12 protein-coding genes are annotated in these 15,696 nt (G+C 43.1%); 7 read left to right on the forward strand and 5 right to left on the reverse strand.

What is annotated here, in order from left to right; translation table 11 throughout:
* Window positions 1-15: 15 nt before the first annotated feature.
* Together FTU09_RS05860 and FTU09_RS05865 are read left to right on the forward strand one after the other, a co-directional pair.
* Window positions 16-414 carry an OsmC family protein gene (locus FTU09_RS05860; RefSeq protein WP_004970227.1) on the forward strand — a complete coding sequence of 133 codons (399 nt, stop codon included), beginning with the start codon at window positions 16-18 and terminating at the stop codon, window positions 412-414.
* Window positions 415-538: 124 nt separating this feature from the next.
* Window positions 539-1,192, forward strand: a complete 654-nt coding sequence (locus FTU09_RS05865) for a glutathione S-transferase family protein (protein ID WP_004970224.1) — start codon at window positions 539-541, stop codon at window positions 1,190-1,192.
* A 95-nt stretch (window positions 1,193-1,287) separates the two neighbouring features.
* Here FTU09_RS05865 and FTU09_RS05870 read toward each other — a convergent pair whose 3' ends face one another.
* Window positions 1,288-1,896: an SPOR domain-containing protein gene (locus FTU09_RS05870; protein WP_180079793.1), complete on the reverse strand. Its 609-nt coding sequence runs from the start codon at window positions 1,894-1,896 to the stop codon at window positions 1,288-1,290.
* A gap of 34 nt (window positions 1,897-1,930) precedes the next feature.
* The gene (argS, locus tag FTU09_RS05875; RefSeq protein WP_104852866.1) at window positions 1,931-3,721 is read right to left on the reverse strand and encodes an arginine--tRNA ligase; all 1,791 of its coding nucleotides are present in this window, start codon (window positions 3,719-3,721) and stop codon (window positions 1,931-1,933) included.
* A gap of 195 nt (window positions 3,722-3,916) precedes the next feature.
* On the opposite strand from argS, the gene FTU09_RS05880 reads away from it, so the two are divergent.
* Window positions 3,917-4,198 carry a DUF2798 domain-containing protein gene (locus FTU09_RS05880; protein ID WP_004970219.1) on the forward strand — a complete coding sequence of 94 codons (282 nt, stop codon included), beginning with the start codon at window positions 3,917-3,919 and terminating at the stop codon, window positions 4,196-4,198.
* A 170-nt stretch (window positions 4,199-4,368) separates the two neighbouring features.
* Entirely contained in the window at window positions 4,369-6,069 is a 1,701-nt protein-coding gene (locus tag FTU09_RS05885) for an NAD-dependent malic enzyme (protein WP_180079795.1), read from the forward strand.
* A 99-nt stretch (window positions 6,070-6,168) separates the two neighbouring features.
* Here the strand turns inward: FTU09_RS05885 and FTU09_RS05890 are convergent, their stop codons facing one another.
* Together FTU09_RS05890 and FTU09_RS05895 are read right to left on the reverse strand one after the other, a co-directional pair.
* Window positions 6,169-6,936, reverse strand: coding sequence for a hypothetical protein (locus FTU09_RS05890; protein ID WP_180064672.1), 768 nt, complete (start codon window positions 6,934-6,936; stop codon window positions 6,169-6,171).
* Between the two features lie 523 nt (window positions 6,937-7,459).
* The gene (locus tag FTU09_RS05895) at window positions 7,460-10,951 is read right to left on the reverse strand and encodes a PAS domain-containing hybrid sensor histidine kinase/response regulator (RefSeq protein ID WP_180079797.1); all 3,492 of its coding nucleotides are present in this window, start codon (window positions 10,949-10,951) and stop codon (window positions 7,460-7,462) included.
* A gap of 185 nt (window positions 10,952-11,136) precedes the next feature.
* Between FTU09_RS05895 and FTU09_RS05900 the strand changes: the two genes are divergently transcribed.
* The 3 genes from FTU09_RS05900 to FTU09_RS05910 all read left to right on the forward strand — a co-directional run bounded on the left by FTU09_RS05900 (window position 11,137) and on the right by FTU09_RS05910 (window position 14,082).
* On the forward strand, window positions 11,137-11,469 hold the full coding sequence (locus tag FTU09_RS05900; RefSeq protein ID WP_167845675.1) for a DUF485 domain-containing protein: 333 nt from the start codon (window positions 11,137-11,139) through the stop codon (window positions 11,467-11,469).
* 1 nt (window position 11,470) lies between these two features.
* Window positions 11,471-13,180, forward strand: a complete 1,710-nt coding sequence (locus FTU09_RS05905) for a cation acetate symporter (protein ID WP_179996437.1) — start codon at window positions 11,471-11,473, stop codon at window positions 13,178-13,180.
* Window positions 13,181-13,383: 203 nt separating this feature from the next.
* On the forward strand, window positions 13,384-14,082 hold the full coding sequence (locus FTU09_RS05910; protein ID WP_180079799.1) for an ion channel: 699 nt from the start codon (window positions 13,384-13,386) through the stop codon (window positions 14,080-14,082).
* An 88-nt stretch (window positions 14,083-14,170) separates the two neighbouring features.
* On the opposite strand, the gene omp33-36 is transcribed toward FTU09_RS05910, so the two are convergent.
* Window positions 14,171-15,097 (reverse strand): porin Omp33-36, encoded by a 927-nt coding sequence (omp33-36, locus tag FTU09_RS05915; RefSeq protein ID WP_257223285.1) that lies wholly within the window; start codon window positions 15,095-15,097, stop codon window positions 14,171-14,173.
* Window positions 15,098-15,696: the final 599 nt, after the last annotated feature.

Raw genomic sequence — 15,696 nt, forward strand, 5'->3', positions numbered from 1 at the left:
TATAGGGAGCATCTTATGGCCAAGATTGGCACAGCACAGGTACGCAGTTTAGACACGGCATGGCAAGGTCAGATCCAAAGTGGTCAGCACCAATGGAAGGTAGATGAGCCTGAAAAGTTAGGTGGTCAAGATGCAGGTCCTGCACCTTATGATCTGTTATGTAGCAGTTTGGTCGCTTGCACCATGATTACCTTGCGTATGTATGCACAGCATAAGGGTTTGGATTTTGGCAAAATTCAGGTCGAGGCGGACTTCTTTACCAATCAGGAAGGGCAGGAGTGGATTGAACGCCGTGTGCAAACTGAAGCAGCGTTAGATGCAGAATTACAGCAAAAAGTACTGAATATCTGTCAAAAAACACCTGTGACGAAAACCTTGTTGCGCAGTGTGGAAATTCGTACTGAATTGGGTTAAACCTAGAGTTGAATCCGTCTCTTATAAAAAGGCATGCAGGACATGCCTTTTTATAATGTTGCGTGAAACAGAAGATATAACAATCACTTAAAAACAGATGTAATAAAAACAAAATAGGACGTTTATGATTACTTTACACCACCTTGATCAATCCCGCTCTTTCCGCATTTTGTGGGCGCTCGAAGAGCTGGGTTTGGACTATGAAATCAAGTTTTACCACCGTCAGCCCAATTTAAGTGCGCCCAATGAATTGAAGCTGATTCACCCATTGGGTAAAGCACCAATTTTGACGGATGCAGAGCAGACCATTGCAGAATCTGCAGTCATTTTGGAGTACTTGCAGCAGCATTATGATACGCAAAGGCAGTTTAAACCGCAGCAGGCTTCAGCACAGCAAGCATATCAATACTGGATGCATTATGCCGAAGGCTCGCTAATGCCATTGTTAGTGATGCAATTGGTGATGACCAATGTGCCGCAGCATGTGCCATGGTTAGTTCGACCAATGGCGCAAAAAATTACTGCAGGTGTTAAAGCAGGGTTTATTCAGCCTCGTTTAAAAGATCATATTGCTTATTTAGAAGATTATTTGGGCAAACATGATTATTTTGCAGGGGATTTTTCTTTTGCCGATATTCAAATGGGTTTCCCGCTCCAAGCATTGCAAAGCCGTACCGGGCATCATTATCCACAGATTGCGGCTTATTTGGCACGCGTGGAACAGCGTCCTGCATTTCAGCGTGCACGCGAACGTGAGCAGCAGTTAATGCAAATCTAGCGATGATTTTTGTGAGTACATCGTTCTATAGACCTAAAAAAAGATGCCGAGGCATCTTTTTTTAATTGATTTTGGTCGATTGATAACAATGAGGCTTAGCGTTTCACGACAATTGAATCAATTCCACTATGCTGCAAAGTTTGCTGAGCAATCACTGCAGCATCGGCTGAATCATAAGGGCCTGAAATCACCCGATACCAAGTTTCACCACCTTCTACACTTTTCACTACATCTGCCGATAAACCATTCAAAATAATTTCGGCACGACGTGCATCTGCAGCATCTGGGTCGGTATAGCTACGCACTTGTAGAATATAGCTGGCTTGTACCACAGGGGCAGGCATTTCTGTCAGACCAACATTGGCTTCGCTGGCCGCTGGCGCCTCTACAGCAGCAGGCGCTTCAACAATGACTACGGTATTCTGTTGCTGTGTTTCAGGCACCGCTTGCTCAGGAATTGGGGTAACCTGTTGCTGTCGCAGCAAATCATAAAAACGATAGTCTTTGTTGGTATCTTCCTGATAATGCTCAGAATTGATTTGCCCTTTAGGCTGTACAGGTGCCCACGGTTTCCATAGCATTAAGGCTACAGCAAAACACAACACGATTAAAATCACCACGAGTGTGCCTAACCACGTTGGAATTAGTGGTTTTTTGGGCTTATTCGGTCGTTCAGATACACCGCGTTGCGTTTTTCCAAACACGTGGACTTCCTCTTGTTATGCTTTTATTTGGCTTTTACATTGTTTCTGGTGCAGAGACACCTAATAATTCTAAACCATTACGCAAGACTTGTTGTACGTTTACTGAAAGCAATAAGCGTGCTTGAGTCAAGGCTGCATCATCATTCAGAACTTTATGCTCATTGTACCAACCGTGGAACAATGCTGCTAATTCTTTCAAATAGTTACCTACCTGATGCGGTTCGTGGCTGTTGGCAGCACGTACTAAAATTTCAGGATACGCAGCCAGTTTGGCTAAAATTTCAGTTTCAGCATCTAGCTCAAGTTTAGCGGCAAACTGACGTGCAGTTGTCGCATTAAAATTCAATTGCGTAGCAGCAGCTTTTTCGAGCATACGACAAATACGTGCATGAGCATATTGAATATAGTAGACCGCATTGTCTTTACTTTGTGAAACGGCCAAATCTAGGTCAAAGTCAATGTGCTGTTCAGATTTGCGCATGACATAATAGAAACGTGCAGCATCGTTGCCGACTTCTTTACGCAAATCACGCAAGGTCACGTACTGACCTGAACGGGATGACATTTGTACCATTTCACCACCACGCCATAAGCTCACGAACTGCACTAACAGTACCGTTAATTTTTTCGAGTCGTAGCCTAGTGCATCAATGGCCGCTTTCACACGTGAAATATAACCGTGGTGATCTGAACCCCAAATATCAATTAGGTCTGTGTAGCCACGTTGTAATTTATTCAGGTGATAAGCAATGTCTGAAGCAAAGTAAGTGGTTTGACCATTGCGGCGTTTCACCACACGGTCTTTTTCATCGCCAAATGCGGTCGATTTAAACCAGATATTGCCGTCTTGTTCGTATAGATAACCACGTTGATCTAGTGTTTGCAGAGCTTCATCAATTTTTTCAGTCAATGACGCTTCGCTAAACCATTGGTTAAAGGTGACACCAAACTCGCCCAAGTCATCTTTAATGTCGGCCAAAATAGCATTCAGCGCAGCCTGATGGAACACGCGGTAATCATCACCCAAGAGCGTTTGTGAATTGAAAATCAAACCATCAATGTGTTTTTCTTTGTCGCCCGACAAGACCACTTTGTTGCCATCGGCATCGAGTTCTGCCGCATATTGCACATCTTCAGGCACATTGTTATATACATCTGCAACAGGGCGTACATGGCGTTCACCATCCTGTTTTAAAATGCTTTGTGCGATGTCTTTAACGTAGTCACCCTGATACGCATTTTTGGGGAACACCAGCGTTTGACCTGCCAGTTCCAAATAACGCAAGTAAGTTGAAGTCGCCAAAATATCCATTTGACGGCCAGCATCATTGACATAGTATTCACGGTCAACTTTAGCACCTGTGGCTTCAAGTAAATTGGCAACCGTCATACCATAAGCAGCACCACGACCATGACCCACGTGTAGGCTTGAGGTTGGGTTAGCAGAAACGAACTCGACCTGAATGCGTTTTTCTGCATTGATTTGGCTGCGTCCAAATTGTTGTTTTTGTGCTTGAATTTGATCTAAAACACTAAAACGCTGGTCGGCATTTAAAAAGAAGTTAATAAAACCAGGGCCTGCAATCTCTGCTTTGCTGATGTCTGCAACTTCAGGCAGAGCAGCAAGAATTTTTTCGGCTAAATCGCGTGGCTTCATGCCTGCGGCTTTAGAGGCAATCATGGCAATATTTGATGCGAAATCACCGTGGCTGCGGTCTTTGGTACGGGTTAAATTACTCGTATTGTTCCAGTCAGATGGGAGTACACCTTCAGCTTGAAGGGATTGCACTGCATGATCGAGCGCTGCTTGTATTGCCGTATTCATATTTAGTCGAAAAATAGATGTGCAGAAAAACGCTAAATATAGCAAATTTCAGGGGCTTTAGGGGAGTGCAATTGTATGCTTTATCGAATTTCAGAGATTGTAGCTAAGCATGAACAAATTGCCTGAAAAATCATCCTTTAAGCAAGCAATTCATGGCATAGTATGCGGCATTCAGTGAGGCGAAAAGGCTAGAGCATGAAACAACGTGCAATGATTTTTGGCAATGTACCCAAATTACCCATGAAATGGGCCACGGTGGTAATGCCTTTCTTTTTATCATGTTTGATGAGTGGCATCATTTCGTTGATTAATATGATCCGAAATTTGGGCTGGATTGAGGGATTTTTTACCCTGTGGTTGCATAACTGGATGATTTCTTGGGCGTTTGCTTTTCCAGTCGTATTATGTGTGCTGCCTTTGGTGCGTAAGTTCACTGGCTTAATTGTAGATATGACGCCACTGCAACCACCCAAATAAATTAGGTTCGATGCCTATATAACATGGGCTATCAGAAATAAAAATCATTCAGATTTGGTTATCAAACTTCTAAATGCCCTATTTGCTGCAATTCGGGCTAAGCTAGTCAGATGTCAGATGGTGCATCTCAATCCATGCGCCATCAGCAACCGATTAGAATGAGATGAACAATGACAACCGCAAATTTGCAGCAGAAACGTCCTTTATATATTCCCTATGCGGGCAACGGCCTTTTAGAATTGCCTTTATTAAATAAAGGTTCTGCATTTTCAGAAGAAGAACGCACCCGTTTTAACTTGCATGGCTTAATTCCACATGCAATTGAAAATATTGAAGAACAAAGCCAGCGTTCGTATCAGCAATATTCTGCTTTTAGCGATGCCATCAACAAGCATATTTATTTGCGCAACATTCAGGACACCAATGAAACCCTGTTTTATCACCTGATTGAACAGCATTTGAGTGAAATGATGCCTATTATTTACACCCCAACTGTAGGCGAGGCATGTCAGCGTTTTTCCGATATTTACCGCCGTCATCGGGGTATTTTTATTTCCTATCCAGACCGTGCCCATATTGATGATATTGTACAAAACATCAATAAAAAGAATGTCAAAGTGATTGTGATTACCGATGGTGAGCGTATTTTAGGCTTGGGTGATCAGGGCATTGGCGGCATGGGTATTCCAATTGGAAAACTGTCTTTATATACAGCATGTGGCGGTATTAGTCCTGCCTATACCTTACCCATTACCTTAGATGTAGGCACCAATAACCCACAATTACTGAATGATCCGATCTATATGGGCTGGAATCAGCCACGTATTAGTGGTGAGGAATACTATCAATTTGTCGATCAGGTGATTGATGCGGTGAAACGCCGTTGGCCAAAGGCATTGATTCAGTTTGAAGATTTTGCTCAGAAAAATGCCATGCCGTTATTAAACAAATATCGTGATCAAATTTGTTGTTTTAATGATGATATTCAAGGCACGGCAGCCGTTTCTGTGGGCAGTTTAATTGCTGCATCACGTGCGGCAGGCAAGCAGCTGAAAGATCAAACCATTGCCTTTTTGGGCGCGGGTTCTGCAGGATGTGGTATTGCCGAGCAAATTGTGGCGCAAATGGTGGTGGAAGGCTTAAGCGATGCTGAAGCACGTGCTCGTGTGTATATGGTGGATCGTTTTGGCTTATTCACCAGCAATCAGCCAAACTTGCTCGATTTCCAACGTAAATTGGCACAAAGTCCTGACCGTGTTGCACATTGGGGCAATCCTGAAGGTGTGATTTCTCTGTTGGACGTCATTCAAAACGCCAAGCCAACGGTATTGATTGGAGTGTCTGGGCAACCGGGTTTATTCACTGAAGAAGTGATTAAAGCCTTGGCAGCCAATTGTGAGCGTCCAATTGTATTGCCATTGTCGAATCCAACCTCACAAGTCGAAGCGTTTCCTGCTGATATTTTGGAATGGACTGAAGGCAAGGCCTTAATTGCAACAGGTAGCCCATTTGAGCCAGTGAACTATCAGGGCAAACTTTATAATATTTCCCAATGCAATAACTCGTATATTTTCCCAGGTATTGGCTTAGGGGTAATCGCTGCAGGGGCAACACGTGTGACAGACAGTATGTTAATTGCATCCAGTAATGCGCTGGCGGACTGCTCACCATTGTTGCAGGATCCAAATGCAGATTTATTGCCTGATTTAAATGAAATTCAGCAGGTGTCTAAATTTATTGCATTTAGAGTCGCAAAAGCAGCAATGGATGCAGGCGTTGCAGCTGTCATGAGTGATGAGGCATTACGAGAGGCAATAGAAGCAAACTTTTGGAAGCCTGCTTACCGTGACTATAAGCGAGTAACTTTTTAAGGCACATTATTTGATTTTACTGTCTAAATTGGCAGATAGACGAACCAACAAGGCGTGCCATTGGCACGCCTTGTTTTTTAATGCAATGCTCAACAAACCCTAGGCAATATAATTCTGTTTCAGATTTAAATCGGCACAATTTAATGGATTTAAAGCACATTGTAATTCATCAATTTGCTGCTCACTGACATAGCCTTGTCCAATCAGGTATTTTGCAACGTGGTCATCTCTCAGGCTTATAAACGCAGCATCGTACACGCCTAAATCGACAAATAAGGCTGCCGTTTCAAGACTGTTAAAACGGTCTAAATACACGTCATTGCCATACAGTAGAAAAATATGTTCAGTGGGTGCATGCGCATCGACTTTTAAGCGTTCTGCCAGCTCAAAAGGTGAGGTTTTAATGAACAGCAAATCGGACAATTCATCAAATTGAGCTGTATCGAGTTGTGCCTCATCTGTTTTGACTTTGCCTAACCATGCTTTAAAGACCAGTACCGCACCACCACGTAATAACATACTCCAAATATGCTGGCGGGTGCTTTGATCTAAGCCTTGCGCTTCTTGTTCCAAAACATCCAGTAATTGCTCCTCCTGTGCTGAAAGTTTGTTGAACAGACCTAAACCTTGTGGTTGATACGCCGCAGGGCGAAACACATCAAAATTGAGTTCTTCAAAGACTTGTAGGGCTAAGGGTACTGCGGTTTGATACAGGGTATTCAGCGCTTGTAGATGAGGAGCTTTGAGTTTGCTGTTTTGAAACAGACGATCCCAGTGAATTTCGGGCAATAGCGCATTGACGCCGTATTGACGCTGTAGCTGCTGTGTTTGTTCTGCGAGCTGCTGTTCATGGTTCACGGTATTCATGAGATTCTTCCTAAAACGTGAAAACAGGTCGATCAACGCTTAATAGGGCAGGAAATTTGTTTGGATGTGGCTTGAAGATGAATGCGCTGATCATTTCTTGTACTTAGTTATGCGCGCAGATAGTCAATAGATGTATAAGACTAAAGTCTAATGTATTGCAATGTGCTCAGAAAAGCCTTTACAAACTCGGCAATTAAAGAAATTGTAAGCAAGTTTGGGTGTATTTGCTTACGATCTTGTCAGACTTTGCCATAGCCAGTGAGGTGATGGTATTTAATGTGAAGGGCAGGCACTCAAAACGCGACATTTTTGAAAACTTTGGTCAATGGGTGTTGTGCATCAGGCCAATGGCTGTGACACTTTACAGGCAATCTGTTATTTTTTGAGTGGTCTAGGGTTGCAGTTGGTAAAACAGCTTCAAGCCGCCACAAGACGGATATTGAATAGCTTTGCCTGCCTTGCACTTTAAACATGGCTTGAATCAAGCACAGTTTAAAGCGGGACAGACAAAGTTTTATTGCTATCAGCTGCCTGAAATTTTCAGTCCAGATAACCAAGAACGCAGCGATGCTGGTTTTAACGGTTTTTTCAGCAATACAATATTCAGCTCTTTTAAGCGCTGCGGCAATTCTGGGTCGGAGTCTGCTGTAATTAACGCCACAGGTACATCGGCTTGACGATGTTCCAGAATAAAATCTAAACCGATTTTATCGTCATTTAAGTGCTGATCGACCAACCAAACTTGAATGTGCTCACGTTGAATCAACTCAATTGCTTGTTCAGGTTCGGTGGCTTTAAATACGTGATAGCCCCATTTACTCAGCAGGGTCGCCATGCCTTCCAAAATGGTTTCATCATTGTCTAAACACAAAATTTTATAGGCTTTGGTTTTCAACGGCACCACTTGCACAGGTGCAGCCACTACTTTTGGAGCTTCGACAATCGGCACTTCAATCATAAAGCACGAGCCTTTGCCCAATTCCGAATAGACATGCACAGGGTAGTTCAGCAAACTGGTCATACGCTGCACAATCGCTAACCCAAGACCTAGACCTTGCTCACCCCAAGGCGACGTATGTCCGCAACGCTCAAACTCCTGAAACAGTTTAATACGCTGTTCTTCGGCAATACCTGGACCTGTATCCCACACCCCAATTCGAATATGTTGTGGATGTTCTGCAGAACGTAACACGCCCACGACCACACGCCCTTTGGCGGTATAGCGCAGCGCATTGCTGACAAAGTTTTGAATAATACGACGAATCCATTGTGGGTCGGTATCAATCCAGAACTGTACGTCATGCACACGGAATTCAATGCCACGTTGTGCCGCAATGGATTTAAATTGCAGGCTTAAATCGCTGAGTAAGTCATGCAGTGGATAAGCCTGACGTTTCGGCTGAATCGTACCGCCTTCCAAACGGGCAATATCCAACAAGGCCGAGAGCATACTTTCTGCACCATGCAGGGCACGATCCAGTTGTTGCAGGGTTTTACGGTCTTCATCGGACTGAATACTTTGCTCTAAAGCCGTACTGAATAAGCGCGCTGCATGCATTGGCTGTAATAAGTCATGACTGGCAGCGGCAATAAAGCGGCTTTTGGACATATTGGCTTTGTCGGCTTGTTCACGTGCCAATTGCTGTTCTGCCAAAGCATCGGCCAATTGTTGTGTGCGATCTTGTACCCGTGCTTCAAGTACGGCTTCGTTTTCACGGAAAGCGGTAATATCGGCAAAGGTGGTCACGAAACCACCGCCTTCAATTGGATTACCACGCATTTGAATTACACGACCATCTTTACGGATGCGTTCAAACTCGTGTGCACTGCCCATTTTCATCCAGTGAATACGTTTACGCACGTGTTCTTCAATTGAGCCCGGACCACATTCACCACGTTCTGCGTTATAGCGAATCAAATCGGCAATTGGGCACCCGACATAGACAATATCTTTAGGATAATCAAATAGTTTGAGATATTGATTATTCCATGCTACCAAACACATATTTTCATCTACCACACTCACGCCTTGGGTCATGTGGTCAATCATGGTCATGATTAGGTTTTGGTTAAAGCGTTGCCATTGTGAGGCTTGGTCAAGAATATTCGCAACTTGCCCTAAAGCGAGTCCGTTATTGACCATGGCAGTGGTGAGCAAAGTACGCGCAGATGCTGCACCAATGGTGCCTGCCAAATATTGTTCGGTAAAACGCCACCACATGCCGTTGGCATTGGCATTTTCATTCAGCACCACATTATTTTGCTGACTAAACTGCTCAAAGGCTTGTCGGGTTGGAGATTCGCCTGTAATGCGTTTTGCCAGTGTGATTAAATCGCCTACTTTTAAACGCGCTACATCCTGATGTGAATAGCTGACCTCATTGCTCATGTTCTGGGTTGGCAAAGGCTTGGTTTCATAATAAAAGAAACTTTCGGCCTGAATTTGTTCTGCCACACTTGGACGGAAAATACGTGACACCCAAACATATAACAAAATATTTAAACCGAGCGCCCAAACCACCCCATGTGTGAGCGGGGCAAAAGATTCAAAGCCAAGCAAGGCTTCAGGGCGTAACCAGTTGATGCCTAAAGGTCCCAGCAATAAAAATTCACGGGTAAAGTCGCTGAACTGACTTGGCAGGCTGCGTAAAATGGTCGGAAGCAGCAGGGTATAGGCCCACATCGCAAATCCAACAATTAAGCCTGCATAAACGCCCTGTTTACTGCCACCACGCCAATATAACCCCCCAATCAGGGCAGGGGAGAACTGTGCCACTGCACTAAAGGCCAACAAGCCAAACACAGAAAGTTGATCAATATCGTTAAAGAAGTTGAAGAACAGGAAGCCGAGCAGCATCACCGCTAAAATACAAATGCGTCGGGTGAATTTCAGTACCAAAGGCAAGCGCTTGTCATGGCGTGAGAAAATGCCCATGCGCCATAAGGCAGGCATGATCAGGTCATTACTCAGCATGATCGACAGTGCTACTGAAGATACCAATAGCATGCCTGTTGAGGCGGAGAATCCTCCCAAGAACGCCAACAGCGTCAACCAGTCTTGGTTATAACTGAGTGGCAAAGACAAAACCGCTACATCTGGGATGGCTAAATATTGCGGAGCTGCGTGCAAGGCCCAACTGGCAATTGGAACAATCGCGATGGTGGTTAAAATCAGATAAACGGCAAACCAGCGACGCGCACCCCGAATATGTTTTTCATCGCGCAGTTCGACCACAGCAACGTGAAACTGACGCGGCAAACAAATAATCGCTAATGCCGCCAATAAGGTTTGCACCCAAAAGGTTTCAGGCACACCAAACAGCTGTACTTCATGGAAGGTAATTGAAACATCATTGGCAATTTGATGAATATTGTCAGGCGCTTCAAATACAAAGAAGAAGGCCACAGCCAGCAAGGCAAATAGTTTGACAAAGGACTCAAAGGCAACCGCAAGCATTAAGCCGCCGTGTTGTTCGGTATTGGCAATTTGTCGAGTACCAAACAGCATCGCCAAAATAGCCAATAAACCTGTCAGGAATAACACTGCATTGGTGGTACTTTCAACATTGGTGCTTTGATCTAAAACCACTGCGGCACTGAGCGCAATTGCGCGTAATTGCAAAGCCAAATACGGGATAATTGCAATCACCGCCAAAATTGTGACCAGTGATGCCAATGGCCCGCTTTTACCGTAACGTGCAGCAACAAAGTCAGCAATCGATGAAATGGCGTGGTGTTGTCGCACTCGACCTAAACGTCGCCAAATATCATAACCAACAGCGACAAACAGCAATGGCCCTAAATAAATGGGTAAAAAAATGATCCCTTCACGAACGGCTGCGCCCGTTGCACCATAAAAAGTCCATGATGAACAGTACACCCCTAAAGTTAAGCTGAACATGAGCATGCGCCCACGCGTGCTTAAACGACTGGCGTGTTTTTCCCCATAGAAAGCACAGATAAAAAGTAATGCGATATAGAGGGCTAAAACCCCCATAATGAGCCAGCTGTTCATGATGCCTTAAAAGTATCGACAATAGGGCTATGATAGCCTATTCCATTGCCTTTGCGCTGAGGTTGATCATTTTTTTAGCGACCAAAGTCTAAATTGCAAATCGGCTCCAACATTGTTAATTTTAAGTTCGAAATAATTCGAATTAAAAATTTGCGCCTAAGGCAGGGCGCTTGAAGGAGCAGGTTATGGATGAGGTACAAGTAGAACGCATTCTACAAAACCCAAAATTCAAAGAAATGGTTCGCAGAAAAAGTAACCTAAGTTGGACATTAACAGCAATCATGTTGTTTGTGTACGTAGGTTTCATGCTTTTAGTGGGCTATAACAAAGAATTCTTATTGAGTTCAATTTCTGGCGGTGTGACGACTTGGGGTATTCCATTAGGTCTGAGCATTATCGTTTTATCTTTCATTTTGTGTGCTGTTTATTCATCAATTGCGAATGGCAAACTTGACCAATTGAACGAAGAAGCGATGCGTGAAGTTGAAGCAATTACACATGAGAAAGGAACGCACTAAGATGAAATGGAATTCATTGAAAGCACTGGCTGCGTCTACTGTATTAATGTCAGGTATGGCATTTGCAGGACCAGATTTAGGTGCAGCAGAACAGCAGCCAACCAACTGGCCTGCAATTATTATGTTCTTGATTTTCGTGGGCGCAACTTTGTTCATTACTAAATGGGCAGCGAAGCAAACCACAAGCACTAAGGACTTCTATACCGCAGGTGGTGGTATTTCAGGTTTCCAAAATGGTCTCGCGATTGCAGGTGACTATATGTCAGCAGCGTCGTTCCTGGGTATTTCCGCAATGGTGTTTATGTCAGGCTTTGACGGCTTGCTATACTCACTGGGCTTCATGGTGGGCTGGCCAATCGTATTGTTCTTGATTGCTGAACGTTTACGTAACTTAGGGAAATATAACCTTTCTGACGTGGTCTCGTTCCGTTTATCTGAAAAGCCAGTACGTACCCTTGCAGCATTCAGTTCGCTTGTCGTAGTTGCATTCTACCTGATTGCACAAATGGTAGGTGCGGGTCAGTTAATCAAACTTCTCTTCGGTTTGAACTACAACCTTGCTGTAGTGATCGTGGGTCTACTCATGATGGCTTACGTAATGTTCGGTGGTATGTTGGCAACAACTTGGGTACAGATCATCAAAGCGGTGATGTTACTTTCAGGTGCAACTTTCATGGCCTTCATGGTAATGAAAGGTGTGGGCTTCAGCTTCACTAACATGTTCGAGCAATCGATCCAAGTTTTCTCTAAAGTACATGACTTGAGCTTGGCAGATGCTGCAAACATTATGGGTCCTGGTAAATTAGCATCTAACCCAATTGATGCAATCTCACTTGGTCTTGCGTTAATGTTCGGTACTGCAGGTTTACCACACATCTTGATGCGTTTCTTCACGGTAAAAGACGCGAAAGAAGCACGTAAATCAGTAGTTGTAGCAACCGGTTTCATTGGTTACTTCTACCTATTAACCTTCATCATTGGTTTTGGTGCGATCCTTTATGTATCAAACAACCCACAATTCCTTGATGTTGCGAAAATGGCAGTTACTGGCAAGTTAGAACTTGTTGGTGGTAACAACATGGCTGCGGTGCACTTGGCTGATGCGGTTGGCGGTGACTTGTTCATGGGCTTCATTTCAGCAGTAGCATTCGCAACAATTCTTGCGGTAGTTGCTGGTTTGACATTGTCTGGCGCTTCAGCAATCTCTCACGACTTGTATGCTAACGTATTCAAGAAAGGTCAAACGACACCTGAATCAGAACTTCGCATGTCTAAAATTGCGACTTTAGGTTTAGCAATCTTCGCAATGATCTTGGGTATTCTTTTCGAGAAACAAAACGTTGCGTTCATGGTTGGTTTGGCGTTCTCTGTAGCGGCATGTGCAAACTTCCCAGTACTTGTATTGTCTATGTTCTGGAGAGGCTTAACGACTCGCGGTGCGGTGATTGGTGGTGTAGCAGGCTTAGCTTCAGCAGTAACCTTGATTGTATTGTCTAAAGCAGTTTGGGTAGATACGCTTCAAATTTCTGACACACCAATCAACCCATTTAACGGTCCTGCGATCTTTGCAATGCCACTTTCATTCTTCTGCTGCTGGTTGTTCTCTATCACTGACAACTCTGCGCAAGCACAAGCTGAACGTAAAGCATTTGATGCACAGTTCGTACGCTCACAAACTGGTATTGGTATCTCAGGTGCATCTGACCACTAAGGTCTGAAACCCCTGAAAAAAAGTCCCAGTCATGGGACTTTTTTTATGTCTGCCTGTTGGCTTGGGTAAGCATACCGATCAATATCTTGAGCATTTATGGATACGGTTATTGAGATATGCAATTTTGATACAGAGTGATTGCATTGCATGCGTAAATAAGCTGCTATGTTGGATGCAATATAAAAAGAATAGGCAGTAGATGTATGTACATATTAGACAATGTCTGGAAAAGATTTCGGGTCTTGCCTTCGGCATGGCTGTTGTTTTTGCAGTTTTTGATTTTGCTGCTCTCACTCTTTGCACATCACAACATGCCCTATAAAGTCATCACGTGGATGGTGGGGGTATTGGTGTTGCTGCTCATTGCTAAAGTGATTCGACAAACGCCAATGTTGAGTGTTTTGGGGCTCAGTTTTGTTTATGCGGCTTTGTTCTTTTCATTCTTTATTTTACTAGGTGTGCGGCATCCTCTTATTTTGGTGATGAGTCATGCTTGTGAAGCTGCAGCCTATTTTAGTGCAGCCTATGGTTTATTGCGTTATATGTTCCATGATCGTTATTTAACCAAAGATGAGCTGTTTGCAGCCGCCGCGGTATTTACCTTAATCGCTTGGGGTTTTGCCTTTTTATATAGCATCTGTCAAATTTTGATTCCACAAAGTTTTCAGAACCCAAATGCTGCAGGTTTACAAAGCTGGTTGGATTTACTGTTTTTAAGTTTTAGTTTGCAGTCCGCGACAGGTTTATCTGATCTTATACCGATCAGTCCCGAAGCACGGTTGATTGCCATGTTGCAAATGTTCTGTGGGGTGATGTATTTGGCATTGATCGTGTCACGTTTAATCGCATTGCAGTACATTCGCCACTTACCGCATCATCACCATGATGATTCGGCTGAGTAAAACAGCGTGCAAATTTTTGTGACAGATTTCAGGCATAAAAAAGACGCCCAGATGAGCGTCTTTTTTAGCTTCAGTGTCTAATGTGAAATTAGAAACGGAATTTAGCGTTTACACCAACAGTTTGAGTGTCACGTGCTTCACCTACAGCATTCGCATTTACATAGCTAGCACCTACAGCAACTGCAGGAGTGATGAAGTAGTTTACGTTCGCACCCCAAGCAGAATCGGTATCAGTATTAGCACTTGTTTCTGCATAAGAAGCACCTACGCTAAGCGCTGGTGTTAAGTAAAGATCAGTTTTTAAGTTGTACATAGTGTCTTCACCATATACAAGACCTGCTTCAAAACCAACAGCCATATTGGTGCCGTCAATTGCGCCTACATATTTTGTACGTGCGGTGATTGCATCTTGGTCATAGTTTGGGTCTACACCGATTGTAGTTGACTCAAGCGCTGCTTTAGCAACACCATTAGAAAGGATGTTGAAAGCATCATAAGAAGTTTGGTCTGCAACGCTTGTATAACCTACAGCAACTAAGAAGTTAGGCGCTACTACTGCACCAAGTTCTAAGGCATAACGGTCGCCATTGTCATTATCTTGACCGCCTTTACCATCTCTGATGGTGTGGCTATATGCTGCACTTGCATAAACAGGAACCAATTGAGTTGGAATATACGCTTCAGCTTTAGCACCATAAACATGAGATACGAAATCTGCTTCGTCAGCATCTACATCGTATTCACCATAGTTGTATGCTAAAGAGAAGTTAGACGCTTGGTTTAAGAACGCAGCTTCAGCCAATGGACCTTTAGTCGCATCAACATTTTTGAAGTAGTAAGTACCTTGAACAGCACCAGTGAAATTCTTATCATTTACTGTATTGTCGATGTATTCAGATTGACCTTGAACTTCGAATTGGTACGCTTGAGCACCGGTCATGGCTAATAATAATGCAGTGGCTAAACCGAGTTTTTTCATGATAGTTACCAGTTTTGTTAAAAATGGATGAAACATTGATCATTTTAGTGTAACAAATTATTAAGTCAATGAACTAAAAGGACTTTATTTAAGAATTAAGTCCAATTGACTTTGGTGTTTAAAAAATATTCAAATAAAATTTTTGCTGTCAACCTAAAAACTGTATGGATAACAAGTCGATATGTTCGTTTTTGCAACAAAAGTAGAAATAATAAGCAAAGCATTAATTGGATTAATCGATAAATTTAATTGAAATTATCTGTAATAATAATTCTTGGAGAGTGAAGAATAACGGAAAAATTCACCTGTTTTAGGGTGAAACCATGATTTTTGGATAAAAAACAAACTAAAAATAAGGTCTGTTCAGAATAAATTTGAGTGGAATATTTGAATTAATGTGAGTTTAGTCACATTAAATTTTAATATTTGTATAAAAATAAATCAGACTGGTTGACTAGGCTTTACATAAACTGTGATTTATTTCATAATTCCACCATGAAGTCCTACTACTTAAGTCGGGTTTGTAAATTATGTGACTTATCTCATAATTTAACCATCAAATCCTAAGCTTGGTTCATCCAGTAGTGCGATCTGATTCTCCATAATTGTTTGCTTTTTATCTGCCCAACTTTCCC

This window comes from Acinetobacter sp. YH12058 (assembly GCF_013419805.1).
Classification (GTDB): domain Bacteria; phylum Pseudomonadota; class Gammaproteobacteria; order Pseudomonadales; family Moraxellaceae; genus Acinetobacter; species Acinetobacter towneri.

Bases quoted from the DNA above. Each gene is read 5' to 3' on its own strand.
- FTU09_RS05860 (WP_004970227.1), top strand. From the start codon at position 16: ATGGCCAAGATTGGCACAGCACAGGTACGCAGTTTAGACACGGCATGG.
- FTU09_RS05865 (WP_004970224.1), top strand. From the start codon at position 539: ATGATTACTTTACACCACCTTGATCAATCCCGCTCTTTCCGCATTTTG.
- argS (WP_104852866.1), bottom strand. From the start codon at position 3,721: ATGAATACGGCAATACAAGCAGCGCTCGATCATGCAGTGCAATCCCTT.
- FTU09_RS05880 (WP_004970219.1), top strand. From the start codon at position 3,917: ATGAAACAACGTGCAATGATTTTTGGCAATGTACCCAAATTACCCATG.
- FTU09_RS05885 (WP_180079795.1), top strand. From the start codon at position 4,369: ATGACAACCGCAAATTTGCAGCAGAAACGTCCTTTATATATTCCCTAT.
- FTU09_RS05890 (WP_180064672.1), bottom strand. From the start codon at position 6,936: ATGAATACCGTGAACCATGAACAGCAGCTCGCAGAACAAACACAGCAG.
- FTU09_RS05895 (WP_180079797.1), bottom strand. From the start codon at position 10,951: ATGAACAGCTGGCTCATTATGGGGGTTTTAGCCCTCTATATCGCATTA.
- FTU09_RS05900 (WP_167845675.1), top strand. From the start codon at position 11,137: ATGGATGAGGTACAAGTAGAACGCATTCTACAAAACCCAAAATTCAAA.
- FTU09_RS05905 (WP_179996437.1), top strand. From the start codon at position 11,471: ATGAAATGGAATTCATTGAAAGCACTGGCTGCGTCTACTGTATTAATG.
- FTU09_RS05910 (WP_180079799.1), top strand. From the start codon at position 13,384: ATGTACATATTAGACAATGTCTGGAAAAGATTTCGGGTCTTGCCTTCG.
- omp33-36 (WP_257223285.1), bottom strand. From the start codon at position 15,097: ATGTTTCATCCATTTTTAACAAAACTGGTAACTATCATGAAAAAACTC.